The organism is Hamadaea tsunoensis DSM 44101 (assembly GCF_000428945.1).
Taxonomy (GTDB): domain Bacteria; phylum Actinomycetota; class Actinomycetes; order Mycobacteriales; family Micromonosporaceae; genus Hamadaea; species Hamadaea tsunoensis.
In genome coordinates, this window is the sequence record NZ_AUAX01000038.1 from 60,636 (window position 1) to 77,538 (window position 16,903).

Annotated in this window: 19 protein-coding genes; 15 read left to right on the forward strand and 4 right to left on the reverse strand. The window is 71.8% G+C overall.

Features of this window, described 5'->3' with window-relative positions; translation table 11 throughout:
* Nucleotides 1–76: 76 nt before the first annotated feature.
* On the reverse strand, nt 77–682 hold the full coding sequence (locus tag G401_RS0135505) for a TetR family transcriptional regulator (protein ID WP_245601984.1): 606 nt from the start codon (nt 680–682) through the stop codon (nt 77–79).
* A 174-nt stretch (nt 683–856) separates the two neighbouring features.
* Between G401_RS0135505 and G401_RS50740 the strand changes: the two genes are divergently transcribed.
* The 3 genes from G401_RS50740 (at nt 857) to G401_RS50745 (ending at nt 3,807) form a co-directional block, all read left to right on the forward strand.
* The gene (locus G401_RS50740; protein WP_051367674.1) at nt 857–2,371 is read left to right on the forward strand and encodes an MDR family MFS transporter; all 1,515 of its coding nucleotides are present in this window, start codon (nt 857–859) and stop codon (nt 2,369–2,371) included.
* A gap of 11 nt (nt 2,372–2,382) precedes the next feature.
* Nucleotides 2,383–2,883, forward strand: a complete 501-nt coding sequence (locus G401_RS0135515) for a universal stress protein (protein WP_034594085.1) — start codon at nt 2,383–2,385, stop codon at nt 2,881–2,883.
* 189 nt (nt 2,884–3,072) lie between these two features.
* The gene (locus G401_RS50745; protein WP_051367669.1) at nt 3,073–3,807 is read left to right on the forward strand and encodes a DUF2567 domain-containing protein; all 735 of its coding nucleotides are present in this window, start codon (nt 3,073–3,075) and stop codon (nt 3,805–3,807) included.
* Nucleotides 3,808–3,840: 33 nt separating this feature from the next.
* Here the strand turns inward: G401_RS50745 and G401_RS0135525 are convergent, their stop codons facing one another.
* Entirely contained in the window at nt 3,841–4,524 is a 684-nt protein-coding gene (locus tag G401_RS0135525; protein WP_027346222.1) for an LON peptidase substrate-binding domain-containing protein, read from the reverse strand.
* 138 nt (nt 4,525–4,662) lie between these two features.
* On the opposite strand from G401_RS0135525, the gene hisD reads away from it, so the two are divergent.
* The 10 genes from hisD to mug all read left to right on the forward strand — a co-directional run bounded on the left by hisD (nt 4,663) and on the right by mug (nt 12,410).
* The gene (gene hisD / locus G401_RS0135530) at nt 4,663–6,000 is read left to right on the forward strand and encodes a histidinol dehydrogenase (protein WP_027346223.1); all 1,338 of its coding nucleotides are present in this window, start codon (nt 4,663–4,665) and stop codon (nt 5,998–6,000) included.
* A complete protein-coding gene (locus tag G401_RS0135535) occupies nt 5,997–7,094 on the forward strand; it encodes a histidinol-phosphate transaminase (protein ID WP_027346224.1) in 1,098 nt (365 codons plus the stop codon). Before hisD ends, G401_RS0135535 begins: the two co-directional genes overlap by 4 nt.
* On the forward strand, nt 7,091–7,702 hold the full coding sequence (hisB, locus tag G401_RS0135540) for an imidazoleglycerol-phosphate dehydratase HisB (protein ID WP_027346234.1): 612 nt from the start codon (nt 7,091–7,093) through the stop codon (nt 7,700–7,702). Before G401_RS0135535 ends, hisB begins: the two co-directional genes overlap by 4 nt.
* A complete protein-coding gene (locus G401_RS56920) occupies nt 7,699–7,869 on the forward strand; it encodes a hypothetical protein (protein WP_169734290.1) in 171 nt (56 codons plus the stop codon). Before hisB ends, G401_RS56920 begins: the two co-directional genes overlap by 4 nt.
* A 134-nt stretch (nt 7,870–8,003) precedes the next feature.
* Nucleotides 8,004–8,678 carry an imidazole glycerol phosphate synthase subunit HisH gene (gene hisH / locus G401_RS0135550; RefSeq protein ID WP_027346225.1) on the forward strand — a complete coding sequence of 225 codons (675 nt, stop codon included), beginning with the start codon at nt 8,004–8,006 and terminating at the stop codon, nt 8,676–8,678.
* Nucleotides 8,675–8,989 (forward strand): hypothetical protein, encoded by a 315-nt coding sequence (locus G401_RS0135555; protein WP_027346226.1) that lies wholly within the window; start codon nt 8,675–8,677, stop codon nt 8,987–8,989. Before hisH ends, G401_RS0135555 begins: the two co-directional genes overlap by 4 nt.
* Nucleotides 8,990–9,015: 26 nt before the next feature.
* Complete coding sequence (priA, locus tag G401_RS0135560) at nt 9,016–9,744, forward strand: bifunctional 1-(5-phosphoribosyl)-5-((5-phosphoribosylamino)methylideneamino)imidazole-4-carboxamide isomerase/phosphoribosylanthranilate isomerase PriA (protein WP_027346227.1); 729 nt, start codon at nt 9,016–9,018, stop codon at nt 9,742–9,744.
* The gene (aroA, locus tag G401_RS0135565) at nt 9,741–11,033 is read left to right on the forward strand and encodes a 3-phosphoshikimate 1-carboxyvinyltransferase (RefSeq protein ID WP_027346228.1); all 1,293 of its coding nucleotides are present in this window, start codon (nt 9,741–9,743) and stop codon (nt 11,031–11,033) included. Before priA ends, aroA begins: the two co-directional genes overlap by 4 nt.
* Nucleotides 11,034–11,209: 176 nt before the next feature.
* Nucleotides 11,210–11,866: a LysE family translocator gene (locus G401_RS0135570; RefSeq protein ID WP_027346229.1), complete on the forward strand. Its 657-nt coding sequence runs from the start codon at nt 11,210–11,212 to the stop codon at nt 11,864–11,866.
* Complete coding sequence (gene mug / locus G401_RS0135575) at nt 11,850–12,410, forward strand: G/U mismatch-specific DNA glycosylase (protein ID WP_034594087.1); 561 nt, start codon at nt 11,850–11,852, stop codon at nt 12,408–12,410. The genes G401_RS0135570 and mug overlap by 17 nt, the downstream gene beginning before the upstream one ends.
* On the opposite strand, the gene G401_RS0135580 is transcribed toward mug, so the two are convergent.
* Entirely contained in the window at nt 12,382–13,299 is a 918-nt protein-coding gene (locus tag G401_RS0135580) for an LLM class F420-dependent oxidoreductase (protein WP_027346231.1), read from the reverse strand. The two genes, mug and G401_RS0135580, sit on opposite strands and share 29 nt — an antisense overlap.
* 10 nt (nt 13,300–13,309) lie before the next feature.
* A complete protein-coding gene (locus G401_RS53740; protein ID WP_051367671.1) occupies nt 13,310–14,353 on the reverse strand; it encodes a hypothetical protein in 1,044 nt (347 codons plus the stop codon).
* A gap of 86 nt (nt 14,354–14,439) precedes the next feature.
* Between G401_RS53740 and G401_RS0135590 the strand changes: the two genes are divergently transcribed.
* The gene (locus G401_RS0135590) at nt 14,440–16,476 is read left to right on the forward strand and encodes a M3 family metallopeptidase (RefSeq protein WP_034594088.1); all 2,037 of its coding nucleotides are present in this window, start codon (nt 14,440–14,442) and stop codon (nt 16,474–16,476) included.
* Nucleotides 16,477–16,637: 161 nt separating this feature from the next.
* On the forward strand, nt 16,638–16,903 hold a 266-nt coding region (locus G401_RS55270), incomplete at its 3' end, for a helix-turn-helix domain-containing protein (protein ID WP_157546706.1).

The following is a 16,903-nucleotide window of genomic DNA, read 5'->3' on the forward strand; positions in this document are numbered from 1 at the left end:
TCCACGGACGGGCCCGCCTCCCGGCGCAAGGGCTCGGCGTCGGGGCCCGCCTCGTGCCGGACGGGGGCTCGGCGACTTACCGGAAGGGCTCGGCGACCTGGACGAGCGCGTCCCGGATCAGGTCGGCCAGCTCCCGGTCGCTCTGCTGCTCCAGCCACACGTTGACGGCACACCGGATCGCCGCCAGGAAGCTCGCCACCATCACCCGGGCGGCCAGGGCGCTCGGTCCGCCGGGGCGGCGTACGAGCTCGGCGGCGAGGTCCTGCTCCAGCGCGGCCAGGAAGCCGACCTGCTGGGCGACGAGCGCGGGATGCTGGCGTACCAGGCGCAGCTGGGCGACCCACTCCGGTTCCGGCGCGGGCTCCTCCAGGTAGAGGGCGAGCGCGCTGGCCCGCAACGCCTGCCACGGCGACTCCGAGGTGGGCCGCTCCCGGAGCTGGGCCAGCAGGGCGGCGCTGCGGCTGCGGTCGCCGTAGAGGAGCGCGTCCTCCTTGTTGGCGAAGTAGTTCGAGAACGTGCGCCTCGACACGTCCGCCGCGTCCGCGATGGCCTCCACGGTGACCTCTGCGAACCCGCGCTCGACCGCCAGGCGCAGGGCCGCGGCGTGCAGTGCCGTCCGCGTCGCCGCCTTCTTGCGCTCCCGGAGCGAGTCGCCCGGAACGATCAGTGAAGCCGTCGTCACGCGGTCCAGCGTACCGGGCCGGGAATATCTTGCCCAGCGAGCAACTTTGCACAGTGAGCAACTTTATGTACGCTGAAGGCCGACGCCACCCCGAGAGAAGGCACCGTGAGCACCACCAGTGACACCAGCGAACACATCAAGGTCGCCCCACCGGTCCGGGACGAGCCGGCCGGCATGAACCACCGCGAGGTGCTGGAGTCGCTCAGCGGCCTGCTCCTCGTCCTCTTCGTCGCGATGATCTCGTCGACGGTCGTCTCCACCGCGCTGCCGAAGATCCTCGGCGCGCTCAACGGCACGCAGTCCCAGTACACCTGGGTCGTGACCGCCACCCTGCTCACGGCGACGGCCTCCACCCCGATCTGGGGCAAGCTCGCCGACCTGTTCAACAAGAAGTCGCTGGTGCAGATCGCGATCGTGATCTTCGTCGCCGGTTCGATCATGTCCGGCTTCGCGCACTCCGCCGGCCAGCTGATCGCCTTCCGGGCGTTCCAGGGCATCGGCGTCGGCGGCCTGCAGGCGCTCGTCCAGGTCGTGATCGCGGCGATGATCCCGCCCCGCGAGCGCGGCCGGTACAACGGCTACCTCGGCGGCGTCATGGCCGTCGCGACCGTCGGCGGCCCGCTGCTCGGCGGCCTCATCGTGGACACCGCGTGGCTCGGCTGGCGCTGGTGCTTCTTCGTCGGCGTACCGATCGCGGCGCTGGCCTTCATCGTGCTGCAGAAGACCCTGCACCTGCCGACCGTACGCCGGTCCGACGTCAAGATCGACTACCTCGGTGCCGGCCTGATCGCCGCCGGCGTCAGCGTGCTGCTGATCTGGGTGTCCTTCGTCGGCAACTCGTTCGACTGGCTGTCCTGGCAGACCCTCGTCATGGCCGGCTCGGGCGTGATCCTCCTGGCGCTCGCGGTCTTCGTCGAGTCGCGGGCCAAGGAGCCGGTCGTCCCGCTGGACATCATCAAGCGGCGTACGCCCGCCCTCGCCATCCTGGCCAGCCTCGCGGTCGGCATGGCGATGTTCGGCGGCGCCGTGTTCCTCGGCCAGTACTTCCAGATCGGCCGCGGCTACTCGCCGACCGAGGCGGGCCTGCTCACCATTCCGATGATGTTCGGCGTACTGGTCTCCTCGACGGTGGCCGGGCGGCTGATCACGCGTACCGGCAAGATCAAGCCGTACATCATCGCCGGCGCGATCGTGCTGGTCGCGGGCTTCCTCGCGCTCGCCACCATCGACCACGAGACGTCGCTGTGGTTCGTGGGCGCCGGCATGCTGCTCGTCGGCGTGGGCGTCGGCATGACCATGCAGAACCTGGTCCTCTCGGTGCAGAACGACGTGCCGCTGCGCCAGCTCGGCGCGGCCAGCGCCACGGTCACCTTCTTCCGGTCGCTCGGCGGCACGATCGGCGTGTCCGTGCTGGGCGCCGTCCTGGCCAACCGGGTCACCTCCGACATCACCGAGAACCTCGCCAAGGCGGGCATCCCGGCGACCGGCACCGGCAAGACCAGCGCGCTGAACATCAGCGCCCTCCCGGAGGCGTTCCAGCACGTGGTGCGGGCGGCGTACGGGGACGCGACCGGGCACATCTTCCTCATCTCGGCCGTCATCGGCGTCGCCGGGCTGATCGCCGCGCTGTTCCTCAAGCCGGTGACCTTGCGCAAGAGCCTCGACCTGGGTACAAACGCGGAAAAGTAGGAGGCCCCGCGATGACCACCCCCGCCGACCCGCTCCCGCTGGTCGAGCAGTACGGGCCGCGGTGCGCCCCGTCGCCGTTCGAACGCGGGACGGACGGTCCGCGCGTCATCATGGTCGGCATCGACGGCTCCGACACCTCGATGCGCGCCGCGGCGTACGCCTGCGGGCTCGCCCGGCGCCAGCAGAGCCAGCTGATGGTGGTGTTCGTGGCCGCGCCCAGCGCCTGGACCGCCTCGGTCACGGGGGCGGGCGCGGCCATGCAGGAGGCGCTCGACGAACTCGCGGCCGAACTGCGCCGGGACATCCGGACGGTGGCCGAGGAGCTGCGGGTCCCGGTCACCTTCGTGATCCGGCGCGGCGACCCGTGCCTGGAGCTGCGGCGAGCGGCCGACGAGGCCAAGGCGGACACGGTGGTGGTGGGTTCGTCGATGCAGGCCGGGCACCGGCTGATCGGCTCCATCGCCACCCGCCTCGTACGCCTCGGCAAATGGCCGGTCGTCGTCGTGCCCTGAACCCGGCGCAGCCCACCCGCCGACCGTCCAAGATCCCGTTTGGAGCCGTCCAAGATCCCGTTTGGATCAGTGATATCACCCGAATCATGGCCCAAGATTCGGGTGATTTACCTGATCCAAACGGGATCTTGGGGTGGGCGGCAGGCGGGAGTTCGAGGGTGGCGGCGACGGCTGTGGCAGGATCGTCCCGTGACCGGTCCAGAGGAGCAGCCGCCGCGCGAGAACGAGCCGGACGCGACCGGGGAGCAGGTGCCCGCCGATTCCGCCCCCGGCGATCCGGCCCCGACTGATCCGTGGGCGGCCGAGCAGCCGTGGGTCTACCCGGTCCCGGCCGAGCCCGCCGAGCCGCGCCGGCCCCTGCTGGTCGCGGCCCAGGCCGCCGCGGTGCTGGTGGTGACGGCGGTGTTCGGATTCGCCCTCGGACCGCTGTGGCAGGCGCTCGCCCCGAACGTCCCGGTCCTGGTGGTCTCCGACGGCGCGATCTACAACGACAACCAGCCGGAGCAGTTCTTCGCCGGCGACGGCTGGTTCCTGGTGCTCGGTCTGGCCTTCGGCATCGTCGCGGCCGTGCTGACCTGGGTGCTGTTCCGCCGGCTGCGCGGGCCGCTCGGGATCCTGGTCCTGCTCGTGGGCACCACGATCGGCGCCGTGATCGCGTGGCGCGTCGGGCGCGTGATCGGGCTCGACGCGTACACCTCGGGTCTGCACTCGGCGGCCGAGGGCACCCACCTGAGCAAGCCGAACGACCTGCGCGTGGCCGAGGCCACCTGGTGGCTGCCCTGGCTCTCGGGCGTGCTGTGGGTGCCGGCGTTCGGCGCCACGCTGGCCATGACGGTCATGGCCGCGTGGTCGCGGTGGCCGAGCCTGCGGCCGGTGCCCGCGCCGGTGTACGCGGAGCCGGACCCGGCCGCGGGGATCGGCTAGCGGCGTCGGTGGAGCGGCGTCAGTTGAGCGGCGTCAGTTGAGAGATGGCGGCTTGTGCAGCTCCGACGGAGGCATCGGGATGGCCCGGACCTCGCGCAGGAGCGCGGACTCGCGGTTGAGGATCTTGATTTCGAGCCGCATGCGGGCGGCGGTGTCCGGCGCGGCCAGCAGCGCCTGCCGGTCGGCCACGGTGAGCGCCGTCGTGGCGGCCACCAGGTGGGACAGCACGGTCGGGTCGTCGGGCAGCTGGTCGTCCTGGCCGCCGCGCAGCGCGGCCAGGTAGTCCCGGAACACCGACAGCACGCGCGGCGTCAGCTCGTCGGCCTCGCCGGTGTCGTCCGGTTCGGGGAACCACTCGACCTGGGCGACCGGGTACGGCGTGTCCCCGGCGACCAGCCCGGTGATGCGGAACCGGCGGTCGCCGACCGCGACGACGTCCATCTTGCCGTCCGGCCGCTCGGTGACCTGGCGCAGCTGGGCCACGCAGCCGACGTCGTGGAGGCTCACCTCGTTGTGCACCACGCCCGACGGCGCCGCCGGCAGCACCTCCAGCCCCTGGTCGATCGCGACGACCCCGAATTCGCGCGGAGTGCCGTCGGGAAGATCCATCAGCGAGCGGATGAGGCGCAGGTAGCGGTCCTCGAAGATGTGCAACGGCAGGACCAGGCCCGGGAACAGCACCGTTCCGAGCGGAAACAGGGGCAACCGTGGCGACATCCGTCCACGGTACCCGGGCGATGTTTCCAGCGGCTCGATGCGCGCTGGGCGGCTTCGCGGGTAGATCTGCGTCACGTCGATCTCAGGTGGTGGTAACGGCGGCGGAGGCCGCGAACGCGGGTCGGTAGACTTGCCCGCGTGCTGACCCGGACCGACCTGCGCGGACGAGACATCGATCCGCGCCGGATTCTGCCGCGTGCCCAGCTCGACGTGTCCCACGCCGTCGAGCAGATCCGTCCGATCGTCGACGACGTCCGCGAGCATGGCTTCGAGGCGATCGTGCGGGCGACCGAGAAGTTCGACGGCTTCACGCTGCATCGGCTGCGCGTACCGGTGGCCGAGTTGAAGGCGGCCGAGGAGCGGCTCGACCCGGCCGTGCGCGAAGCGCTGCTGGAGGCCATCACGCGTACCCGCAAGGTGCACGCCGACCAGCGGCGTACCGATGTGACGACCCAGGTGGTGGCGGGCGGCACGGTCACCGAGCGGTGGCTGCCGGTCCGCCGGGTCGGCCTCTACGTGCCCGGCGGCCTCGCGCTGTACCCGTCGACCGTGGTCATGAACGTCGTGCCGGCCCAGGCCGCGGGGGTGGAGTCGCTCGTCGTCGCCAGCCCGCCGCAGACCGCCGACGGGCTGCCCGACGAGCGTGTCATGGCCGCGTGCTCGCTGCTGGGCGTCGACGAGGTGTACGCCGTCGGCGGCTCGCAGGCGATCGCCATGTTCGCCTACGGGAGCGTCGGGGACGCCGACCCGGAGCGCGAGCTGCCCGAGTGGAACGTGTGCGCCCCGGTCGACCTGGTGACCGGACCCGGCAACGTCTGGGTGACGGCGGCCAAGCGGCTCGTCCACGGCCTCGTCGGCATCGACGCCGAGGCCGGCCCGACGGAGATCGCGGTGCTGGCCGACGAGACGGCCGACCCGGTGCACGTGGCCGCCGACCTGATCAGCCAGGCCGAGCACGACCCGCTGGCGGCCAGCGTCCTGGTGACGACGTCGGTCGAGCTGGCCGACGCCGTCGACGCCGAGCTGGCCCGGCAGGTGCCGCTGGCCAAGCACTCGCAGCGCATCGAGGCGGCCCTCACCGGCCGGCAGTCCGGCACCGTGCTCGTCGGGACCGTCGAGCAGGGGCTGCGGGTCGTGGACGCGTACGCGGCGGAGCACCTGGAGATCCAGACGCGGGACGCCCGCGAGGTCGCCCTGCGGGTCCGCAACGCCGGGGCGATCTTCATCGGGCCCTGGTCGCCGGTGAGCCTCGGCGACTACTGCGCCGGCTCCAACCACGTGCTGCCGACCGCCGGCTGCGCCCGGCACTCCAGCGGGCTGTCGGTGCAGTCGTTCCTGCGCGGCGTACACCTGGTGGAGTATTCGCGGGAAGCGCTCGGCGACGTGGCGAAGCACGTGGTGACGCTCGCGACGGTCGAGGACCTGCCGGCCCACGGCCAGGCGGTGTCCGCGCGGTTCCCGGAGGCGGGTGCATGATCTCCGACGAGATCCGGGCCCTGCTGCGCGAGGAGCTGCGGGGCCTGACGGCCTACGGCGCGCCGCAGCTGGACGTGCCCGTGCGGCTCAACACCAACGAGAACTCGTACGCGCTGCCGGACACGGTCGCCCGCGCGGTGACCGAGGCGCTGCGGGCCGAGGTGGCCGACCTCAACCGCTATCCCGACCGGGATGCGGTGAAGCTGCGCGCCGACCTCGCCGCCTACCTCGGCCACGGGCTCGGCTTCGAGCAGCTGTGGGCGGCCAACGGCTCCAACGAGGTCCAGCAGCAGCTGCTGCAGGCGTTCGGCGGCCCAGGGCGTACGGCGCTCGGCTTCGTGCCGGCGTACTCGATGCACCCGCTGCTGTGCGCCGGGACCGCGACGGCCTGGGTGGACGGCGGTCGCGCGGCCGACTTCTCGATCTCGCCCGAGCACGTCGCCGAGCAGATCCGCCGGGTCGATCCCGACCTGGTGTTCCTGTGCTCGCCGAACAACCCGACCGGCACCGCCCTCGCCCTGGACGTCGTCGAGGCCGCGCTGCGTACCGCCCGGGGGATCGTGATCGTCGACGAGGCGTACGCGGAGTTCGCCCGGCCCGGTACGCCGAGCGCCCTGTCGCTGCTGCACGCGTACCCGCGGCTGGTGGTGTCGCGCACGATGAGCAAGGCGTTCGCGTTCGCCGGTGCCCGGGTCGGCTACCTGGCCGCCGACGAGTCCGTCGTGGACGCCGTCCAGCTGGTACGCCTGCCCTACCACCTGTCCTCGCTGACGCAGGCGGCCGCCCGGGCGGCGCTCGCCCACGCGGACACCCTGCTGTCCACGGTGGAGGCGATCAAGGAGCAGCGGGACCGGATCGTCCACGTGCTGCGGTCCCGGGGCTACGAGGTCGCCGACTCCGACGCGAACTTCGTGCTGTTCCGCGCGTACCCGGGTGGGGTCGCGGGGGATCAGGCGGTGGTCTGGCGCCGGCTGCTCGACGCGGGCGTCCTCGTCCGCGACGTCGGCCTGCCCGGCTGGCTGCGCGTCACCGCCGGTACGCCGGCCGAGACCGAGGCCTTCCTCGAAGCAATGAAATCCACAGAGGAGAACTGATGCGCACAGCGACGGTCGAACGGGTCACGGCGGAGACCAAGGTCTTCGTCGAACTGGGCCTCGACGGCACCGGCCGGGCGGAGATCGCCACCGGGGTCGGCTTCTTCGACCACATGCTGCATCAGATCGCCCGGCACGGCGGCTTCGACCTGGTCGTGCGGACCGAGGGCGACCTCGTCATCGACGCGCACCACACCATCGAGGACACTGCTCTCGCGCTGGGGACGGCGCTCGACCAGGCGCTCGGCGACCGCAAGGGGATCCGCCGCTACGGCGACGCCACGATCCCGATGGACGAGGTGCTCGTCCGCGCCGCGATCGACCTGTCCGGCCGCCCGTACATCGTGCACGAGGAGCCCGAGCTCGCCCCCTACATCGGCCCGGTCTACCCGACGAGCATGACCCGGCACATCTGGGAGTCGTTCGGCCAGACCGCCCGGATGACGCTGCACGTCGACGTGCTGCGCGGCAGCCGCCCCGGTGGCCGCCCGGACGCCCACCACGTGGTGGAGGCGCAGTTCAAGGCGGTCGCGCGGGCGCTGCGGGACGCGGTGTACCTCGACCCGCGCCTGGCCGGGCAGATCCCGTCCACCAAGGAGGCGCTGTGAGGGGACTGGCGCCGATCCTGCTGTTCGCGCTGGCGGGCATCCTGCTCGGTGGCACCTGGTCGCTCTACAAGCAGGGCGCGCACAAAGGCGTCGTGCTCGCGGTCGGGCTGCTGACGCTGCTGGCCGCGGGCGGCGCCGTGTTCTGGCTGATGCCCGGGGAGGCGTGATGACCCAGATCGCGGAGCCGGGCTCGGGCGGCCTGCTCGGCGGCCCGCCGCTCGCCGAGCCGGAGGACATCGAGGCGATCCTGCTGCAGGCCGACCTGGCCGCCGCGGTCGCCCCTGTGACGGCCACCGTCACACTGCCCGAGGACGTCCACGTCGTCGTCCTCGACTACGGCTCCGGCAACCTGCGCTCCGCCGAGCGGGCCCTCGCCGCCACCGGCGCGCGGGTCACGGTCAGCTCCGATCTGGGGCTCGCCGCCGAGGCGGACGGGCTGGTCGTGCCGGGCGTCGGCGCGTACGCGGCCTGCATGGCGGGGATCGAGGCGGCCAAGGCCGGCCCGGTCATCGCCGAACGGGTGGCGCGCAACCGTCCCGTGCTCGGCATCTGCGTCGGCGCCCAGATCATGTTCGACTCCGGCGACGAGCACGGCGTGATCACGCCCGGCCTCGGGCTGCTGCCGGGACGGGTGACACGGCTGGCCGCGCGACGCGTACCGCACATCGGCTGGAACGTGGTCGACGCTCCTGCGGAGTCCGCGCTGTTCGCCGACCTCCCGGCCGGTACGCGCTGCTACTTCGTGCACTCGTTCGCGGCGTACGCGGACGCCCTGGCGGGGACCGGCGCGCTCGTGACGACCACCGAGCACGAGGGCGACGTCTTCGTGGCGGCGGTCGAGCACGGTCCGCTGAGCGTGACGCAGTTCCACCCGGAGAAGTCGGGCGCGGCCGGCGCGGCCCTGCTCCGCGCCTGGATCTCCACTGTGGGCACGGCTGCCGCGCCGGACACGGCTGTCGCGCCGGACGAGAGATGAGCAAGGAACGCGCCCTGCGGCGGGCGGCCCGGGAAGCGGAGCAGTTGCGCGTGCGGGAGAAGCACGAGCGCTCCCAGGCCCGCCGGGCGAAACGCCGCCGCATCGGGGCACGGGTGCGGGCACTGCGCCCGGGGCGTACCGGAAGATTGGCGAAGCACACGCGCGGACAGCGGGCGATCCTCGCGACCGTGCTGCTCATGGGCCTGTTGTTGATCTGGACCCTGGTGGGCTCGGTCGCGCTCAGCATCGCGCTGACCCTGCTGCTGGTGCTCGCCTTGCCGGTCCTCGCCGTCATCGCCTTCGACAAATAGGGCCTCGGACAAGTAGGGGAACGATCATGACTTTGCAGCTGCTGCCCGCCGTCGACGTCGCCGCCGGCCAGGCCGTACGCCTCGTTCAGGGCGAGGCCGGCACCGAGACGAGCTACGGCGACCCGCGCGACGCCGCGCTGGACTTCCTGCGGCAGGGTGCCGAGTGGATCCACCTGGTCGACCTCGACGCCGCCTTCGGCCGGGGCTCCAACGCGGACCTGCTCGCCGAGGTCGTCCGGTCGGTCGACTGCCAGGTCGAGCTGTCCGGCGGCATCCGGGACGACGAGTCGCTGCGGCGGGCGCTGGCCACGGGCGCGACCCGGGTCAACATCGGCACGGCCGCCCTGGAGGACCCCGAATGGTGCGACCGCATCGTCGGCGAGTACGCGGACCGCGTCGCGATCGGGCTCGACGTCCGCGGGCGTACGCTGTCCGCCCGCGGCTGGACCCGCGACGGCGGTGACCTGTTCGAGGTGCTGGACCGCCTGGAGCGGGCCGGCTGCGCGCGCTACGTCGTCACCGACGTGCACCGCGACGGGACCCTGACCGGCCCGAACCTGGAGCTGCTGAGCTCGGTGTGCGCCGCGACCGACAAGCCGGTGATCGCGTCGGGCGGCGTGTCCAACCTGGACGATCTGCGGGCGCTGGCCGGCCTGGCCAAGCTCGGCGTCGAGGGCGTCATCGCCGGCAAGGCCCTGTACGCGGGCGCCTTCACGGTCGCCGAGGCCCTGCAGGTTCTCCAGGACGCGTCATGACCGAGGTCAGGATTCCGGGCTCGAAGTCCATCATGGCGCGGGCGCTGTTCCTGGCGGCCGCCGCCGACGGCGTGACGACGCTGCGCCGGCCGCTCGACTCCGACGACACGCAGGCCTTCTTCTACGGCCTGCGCGACCTCGGCTATCCCACGTCGGCGACCGACGACGCTGCGACCGACGACGCTGCGACCGACGACGCGGCGACCGAGGACACAGCGACCGAGGACACTTGGAGCGTCACGGGCTCGCCGGGCGGCCCGCCGGTGCCGAGCGCCGACCTGTTCACCCGGGACGCGGGCACCGCGACCCGCTTCCTGCCCGCGCTGGTCGCCGCCGGCCACGGCACCTTCCGCTTCGACGCCTCCGACCAGATGCGCCGCCGCCCGGTCGCGCCGCTCATCGACGCCCTGCGCCAGCTCGGCGTCGACGTCACCTGCGAGCAGGCCGAGGGCCATCTCCCGCTCACCGTCCACGCCGCGGGCGTGAAGGGCGGCGCGATCACCCTCGACGCCTCACTGTCCTCGCAGTTCCTCACCGCGATCCTGCTGCTCGGCCCGCTCGCGGCCGAAGGCCTGCGGATCACCGTGGGCGAGCTGGTCTCGCTGCCCTACATCGAGATCACCCTGGCCATGATGCGCCGCTTCGGCGCCACCGTGACGCGTACGGGCGACACCTTCGTCGTCGCACCCGGCGGCTACCGGGCCCAGGACTACCTCGTCGAGCCCGACGCCTCCAGCGCCAGCTACTTCCTCGCCGCCGCCGCGGTCACCGGCCGGACGATCACCGTCCCCGGTCTCGGCACCGAAAGCCTGCAGGGCGACGTGCGCTTCGCGGAGGTCCTGGCCAGGATGGGCGCGGACGTACGCGCAACCGCGGACTCCCTGACCGTCACGGGCCCGCCCGACGGCCGCCTCGACGGCATCACGGTCAACATGCGCGACATCTCCGACACCATGCCGACGCTCGCGGCGATCGCACCCTTCGCGACCGGCCCGGTACGCATCGAGGACGTCTACAACACCCGCGTCAAGGAATGCGACCGGCTGGAGACGTCCGCGGTGAACCTGCGCCGCCTCGGCATCGAGGTCGAGACGGGACGCGACTGGATCGAGATCCAGCCCGGACAGCCGCAGGCGGCCGAGATCCTCACCGAGCGGGACCACCGGATCGCCATGAGCTTCAGCGTCACCGGCCTGCGTACGCCGGGGATCGTGCTCGACGACCCGGACTGCGTCAAGAAGACGTTCCCGACCTTCCACGAGGTCTTCAGGTCGGTCTTCCACAGGTAGTCGCGGGTCGGTTCTGCGGTTCCCGCCTTTTTGATCACCGCACAACCGGGCAAAGTTCTCGCTCAGCTGACCGCCGCGCTCCGGGCCGGCGGCCAGCCGGATGGTCTTGAATGGAAAATGCGGTCCCCGCAACAGTTTCTATTCAAGACCAACTCCGTCCCCTAGGCTGAGGGTCCATGAGTGTTGTGGGAGCAGTGGGCGGGTTCGCCGTCGTCGCGGGGTTGCTGACGATCATTCCGGGCGTCGACACGGCGCTCGTTCTGCGTACGGCGGTGGTGCACGGGCACCGGACCGCGTACGCGACGGCCTTCGGAATCTGCTCGGGCGCACTGGTGTGGGGCGCGGCCGCCGCTGCCGGGATCTCCGTGCTGCTGACCGCGTCGCGGACGGCGTACACGGTCACGCGGATCGCGGGTGCGCTCTATCTGGTCTATCTCGGCGTGACGATGTTGCGGGACGTGTGGCGGCGGCGCCGTGAAGCCGGCGGCGAAGAGGCCGTCGAACGCGAGGTCCCCCAGCGCACCGTGGCGGCCGCGTTCGGCAAGGGGTTCGCGACGAATCTGCTGAACCCCAAGGTGGGCGTGTTCTACATCGCGATGCTGCCCCAGTTCCTGCCTGAGGGTGTCTCGCCGCTGGGCATGGGTACGCTGCTCGCGTTCGTGCACGACGTCGAGGCGATGGTGTGGTTCAGCCTGATCATCGGCGGGGTCGGGCTGGCCCGTCGCTGGCTGACCGGCAGCGCCGCGGCCGCGGTCCGCATCCGCCGGACCACCGACGCGGTCGCCGGGACGGTTCTCGTGGCGCTGGGGTTGCGGCTTGCCGCGGACGGCTAGACCGACGAAGGAGCAGCTGGCCGCCGCGTACGGGAAGACGATCCCGGACGTGCTCGCGCCCGGGCTGGACGTCGTGTTCTGCGGGATCAACCCGGGCCTGTGGTCGGCGGCGGTCGGGCGGCACTTCGCCCGGCCGGGCAACCGGTTCTGGCCCGCGATCCACCAGGCCGGCTTCACCCCCGAGCTGTTCACGTCGCTCGATCAGGACCGGCTTCCCGCGTACGGGATGGGGATCACGAACATCGTGGCCCGCGGGACCGCACGGGCCGACGAGCTGACCAGCGCGGAGCTGGCGGAGGGCGGGGCCGAGCTGAAGCGGAAGATCACCCGGCTGCGGCCGGCGTGGCTGGCGGTGCTCGGCGTCGGTGCCTACCGGACCGCCTTCGGGGTGAAGGCGGCCACGGTCGGCCCCCAGCCGGACCGGCTGGGGGCGACGCGGGTGTGGCTGCTGCCCAATCCGAGCGGCCTCAACGCGCATTACACATTGGACAAACTGGCGGCGGAGTACGCGCGCCTCAGAGCCGTGGTGCCACCTCGGACATGACGACGTCCAGGTGATCGAGGTCGTGGATGTCGAGCACCTGCAGGAAGAGGCGCTGCGCGCCGAGCGCGGCGAAGGCGGCGATCTGCTCGGCGACCTGGGCCGGCGTGCCGAACAGCGGCGGCTGCTGGCCGATGGCCTCGGCGCGGCGGCGGGCCTCGGCGTCGGTCCGTCCACACGCGATGGTCTGAGCGGCCGAGAACACGGGCAGTTCGGTACGCCCATAGCGCGCGCAGGCCTCGCGGACCTTGTCGTAGACGGCGGCGGTCTCGGCGAGCGGGCGGAACGGCACGTTGAACTCGTCGGCGAAGCGGGCCGCGAGATCGGGCGTACGCCGAGGGCCGGCGCCGCCGACGATGACGGGCGGCCGGGGCGACTGGACGGGCTTGGGCAGGGCGGGGGAGTCGGCGATCTCGTAGTGCTTGCCGTGGAACTCGTAGGTGCCCGACGCCGCCCACAGCCCGGTGATGATCTCCAGCTGCTCTTCGAGCCGGTCGAAGCGCTCGCGGACGGGCGGGAACGGGATGCCGTACGCGGTGTGCTCCGCCTCGAACCAGCCGGCGCCGAGACCGAGCTCGACGCGGCCGCCGGACATCTGGTCGACCTGCGCGACCGTCATCGCGAGGACGCCGGGCAGCCGGAACGTCGCCGAGGAGAGCAGCGTGCCGAGCCGGATCCGCTCGGTCTGTACGGCCAGCGCGGCGAGGGTCACCCACGACTCGGTCGGGCCGGGTTGCCCGTCGCCGCTCACCGCCGGGAAGGAGCCCATCGTCAGGAAGTGGTCGGAGCGGAAGAACGCGTCGAAGCCGAGCTGCTCGGCGTGGCGGGCGATGGCCAGCTGGTCGGCGTACGTGGCGCCGAACTGGGGTTCGATGAAGACCGCGAGCCTCATGATCTTCATCCTAGTGCCGCGGGGACAGGGTTTCGCGGCCCCAGCGCGCGAGCAGTGTCACCAGCGGGCGGAGCCGGTCGAGGTGCTCGTCGACGGACTGCCGTACGCCGTAGTCCGCGCTGCCGACCGCGCCCTCGTGGATCGCGCGGCCCATGACGGCCGGGCCGAACCAGGCGTACTTGGCGGCGGCGTAGGCGTGGATCGGCTCCGGGCCCGTTCCTGTCGCGCCGGTGTAGCCGTCGGTGATCGCCTCCGTGATCTCCGGGAGCAGATCCATCGCCAGGTACCCGTCGGTGACGCTGTCGATCAGGAGGTTCGCCGCGTCCTCCCCGACGCCGCCCTCGCCCGTGAAGGCCCAGTCCAGCAGCGTGAAACCGGAGCCCGGCGCGATCAGGTTCATCGGCCAGACGTCGAGGTGGGCCAGCGTACGCGGGGCCCGCTCGGCCGCCTCCAGGACATGGAAACGGTTGCGCCACAGGGTTTCCAGGTCCGCGCGTACGTCGGCGGGCCAGGCGGACGCGAGCGGGTGGTCCCAGTCGACGTCCCACTTCGCCCACACGTCGGCCCGGCCGAGGTAGCCGGCCAGCCAGCGGCGGGACAGCCAGGGCAGGTCCGGGACGGCGTTCGCGTACGCGGCCTGGGCGGTGCCGAGCGCGGCGGCGAACGAGCCCAGCATCGCGGGCGTCCACTCGGTACCCGGTACGCCGTCCGCGTCGGCGAGCCACGACGCGATCGACCCGTCGGCCCGGTCCTGCTGGGACAACAGGGCCGGGGCGAGGATGCCGGCGTCCGCGTACGCGCCGGTCAGCCCGGTCGAGTAGGCGAGCGTCTCGCGCTTCCAGTAGTTCCAGTGGGTCGGCTCGTCGCTGGTGGGCCACGCGGCCGAACCGTGGGGCGGGTCGGCGGGCGGCCGGGCGATCTTGAGGATGGCGGTGCCGTCCGTGCCGGTGACCCGCCAGATGCCGCCGGTCGCGGCGTTGGCCTTGTTGTGGGTCAGCAGGTCGGCGGAGACGACCCCGCCGACCGGGGAGGTGACGCCCGAGGGAAGATCCACTAGGGGATTATGCCCCGGGAAATGCCGTTCAGGGGGACCGGTCCCCGCGGGTAGAGTCCGACCCACCGACGATCACAGGAGTACGCATGACCCCCGACAACCCGTTCTCCACCCCCAGCGACCTGCCGTATCGACTGCCGCCGTTCGACCGGATCACGGCCGAGCACTACCTGCCGGCGTTCACCGCGGGCATGGCCGGCCACCGCGCCGAGGTCGAGGCGATCGCGACGGATCCGGAGCCGGCGACGTTCGAGAACACGCTGGTGGCGCTGGAGCTGTCGGGCGACCTGCTGCGCCGGGTGTCCATGGTCTTCTTCAACCTGACCGGCTCCGACACCGACGACCGCCTGCAGGCGATCGAGGAGGAGGTCGCCCCGCTGCTGGCCGCCCACAGCGACGCGATCTACCTCGACAAGCGGCTCTACGCGCGGGTCGCCGACCTCTACGAGCGCCGCGCCGACCTGGGCCTCGACCCCGAGTCCGCCTGGCTGCTCGAGCGCTACCACGTCCAGTTCATCCGGGCCGGCGCCCAGCTCGGCGAGGCCGAGGCCGAGCAGCTCAAGGCGTACAACGCCGAGCTCGCGACGCTGTGCACGACCTTCTCCAGCCGGCTGCTGGCCGACACCAACGACCTCGCCGTCGTCGTCACCGACGCGGCCCAGCTGGACGGCCTGTCCGCCGGCGCGATCGCGGCCGCCGGCTCCGCGGGGGAGCCGGGCGTCTACACCTTCCCCCTCATCCTGCCCACCGAGCAGCCGTTCCTCGCGAGCCTGCGCGACCGCGCCCTCCGGGAGCGCATCCACGCCGCGTCGGTCGCCCGCGGCGCCCGCGGCAACGAGCACGACACCAGCGACCTGATCCGCCGGATCGTCACCCTCCGGGCCCAGCGCGCCCGCCTTCTCGGGTACGCGCACCACGCCGCGTACCAGATCTCGGACAACACGGCCCGCACAGCCGAGGCCGTGGCGGAGATGCTCGCCCAGGTGACCCCGGCGGCCGTGGCGAACGCCTGCGCCGAACTGGCCGGCCTGCAGGAGATCGCCGAGCACCCGGTGGCCGCGCACGACTGGGCCTTCTACACCGAGCAGCTGCGCAAGCAGCGCTACGACCTCGACGAGGCGGAGCTGCGGCCCTACTTCGAGCTGGAGCGCACGCTGGTCGACGGCGTCTTCCACGCGGCCGGCCGGCTCTACGGCATCTCCTTCGCCGAGCGCCACGACCTGCCCGTGTACCACCCGGACGTACGCGTCTGGGAAGTGTCCAACGAGGACGGTACGCCGCTCGGCCTGTTCCTCGGCGACTTCTACACCCGCGACTCCAAGCGGGGCGGGGCGTGGATGAACACGTTCGTCGACCAGAACGCCCTGGAGGGCACGAAGCCGGTCGTCGTCAACAACCTCAACATCAACAAGCCGCCGGCGGGCGAGCCGGCCCTGCTGACGCTGGACGAGGTGAAGACCCTCTTCCACGAGTTCGGGCACACGCTGCACGGCCTGTTCTCCGACGTGACCTACCCCAAGTTCACCGGTACGCACACCCCGCGGGACTTCGTCGAGTACCCGTCGCAGGTGAACGAGATGTGGATGCTGTGGCCCGAGGTGCTGGCCAACTACGCGGTGCACCACGAGACCGGCGAGCGCATCCCGGCGGAGGTCATCGACCGGCTGCAGGCGGCGGCGAAGTTCAACGAGGGCTTCGCGTCGACGGAGTACCTGGCCGCGACCCTGCTCGACCTCGCCTGGCACACGCTGACCGTCGAGGACCTCGCCGACCCGGAGATCATCGCCGACGTCGCCGCCTTCGAGGAGCGGGCGCTGCGGGAAGCCGGTGCGCTGCTGGCCGAGGTGCCGCCCCGGTACGGCTCGCACTACTTCGCGCACATCTTCACCGGCAGCAGCTACAGCGCCGGGTACTACTCCTACATCTGGAGCGAGGTGCTCGACGCGGACACCGTGGAATGGTTCAAGGAGAACGGCGGCCTCACCCGCGAGAACGGCGACCGCTTCCGCCAGACCCTGCTGTCGCGGGGCGGTACGGCGGACGCGCTGAGCTACTTCCGGGCGTTGCGCGGCCGGGACCCGCGCATCGAGCCGCTCCTCGACCGCCGCGGCCTCAACCGCTGACCCGCTGACCCACTGACCCGCCTTCCCGCTTTCCCCGCTGTTTTTTCGACGATCTTGCGCGAATGTCCGGGCCTTTCCGGCAATCCGGACCTTCCTCTCAACCGGTCGGTGCAAGTGGGTCGTTGACCTTCTTGGTGCTGGCTGGTTGAGAGGGGTCGCGGGTGGCGAGGGCTCATGTGCTGACGGCGGATTTGCGGTTGGTGATCGAGAATCTGTGGCGGCAGGGTGCGACGTTCGAGGAGATCGCGGTAGCGGTCGGTACCGACTTTTCGACGGTGTGGCGGGAGTTGGATCGTCATAACTCGCATCGGCACGGGGTGAAGAATCCGCTGGGCTCGACGCGGGGCGGGTTGTATCGGTGGGGGTACACCGCACAGTGGGCACAGGAGAAGGCACAAACGGCTCGGGCGCGGCCCAAGCCGGCCAG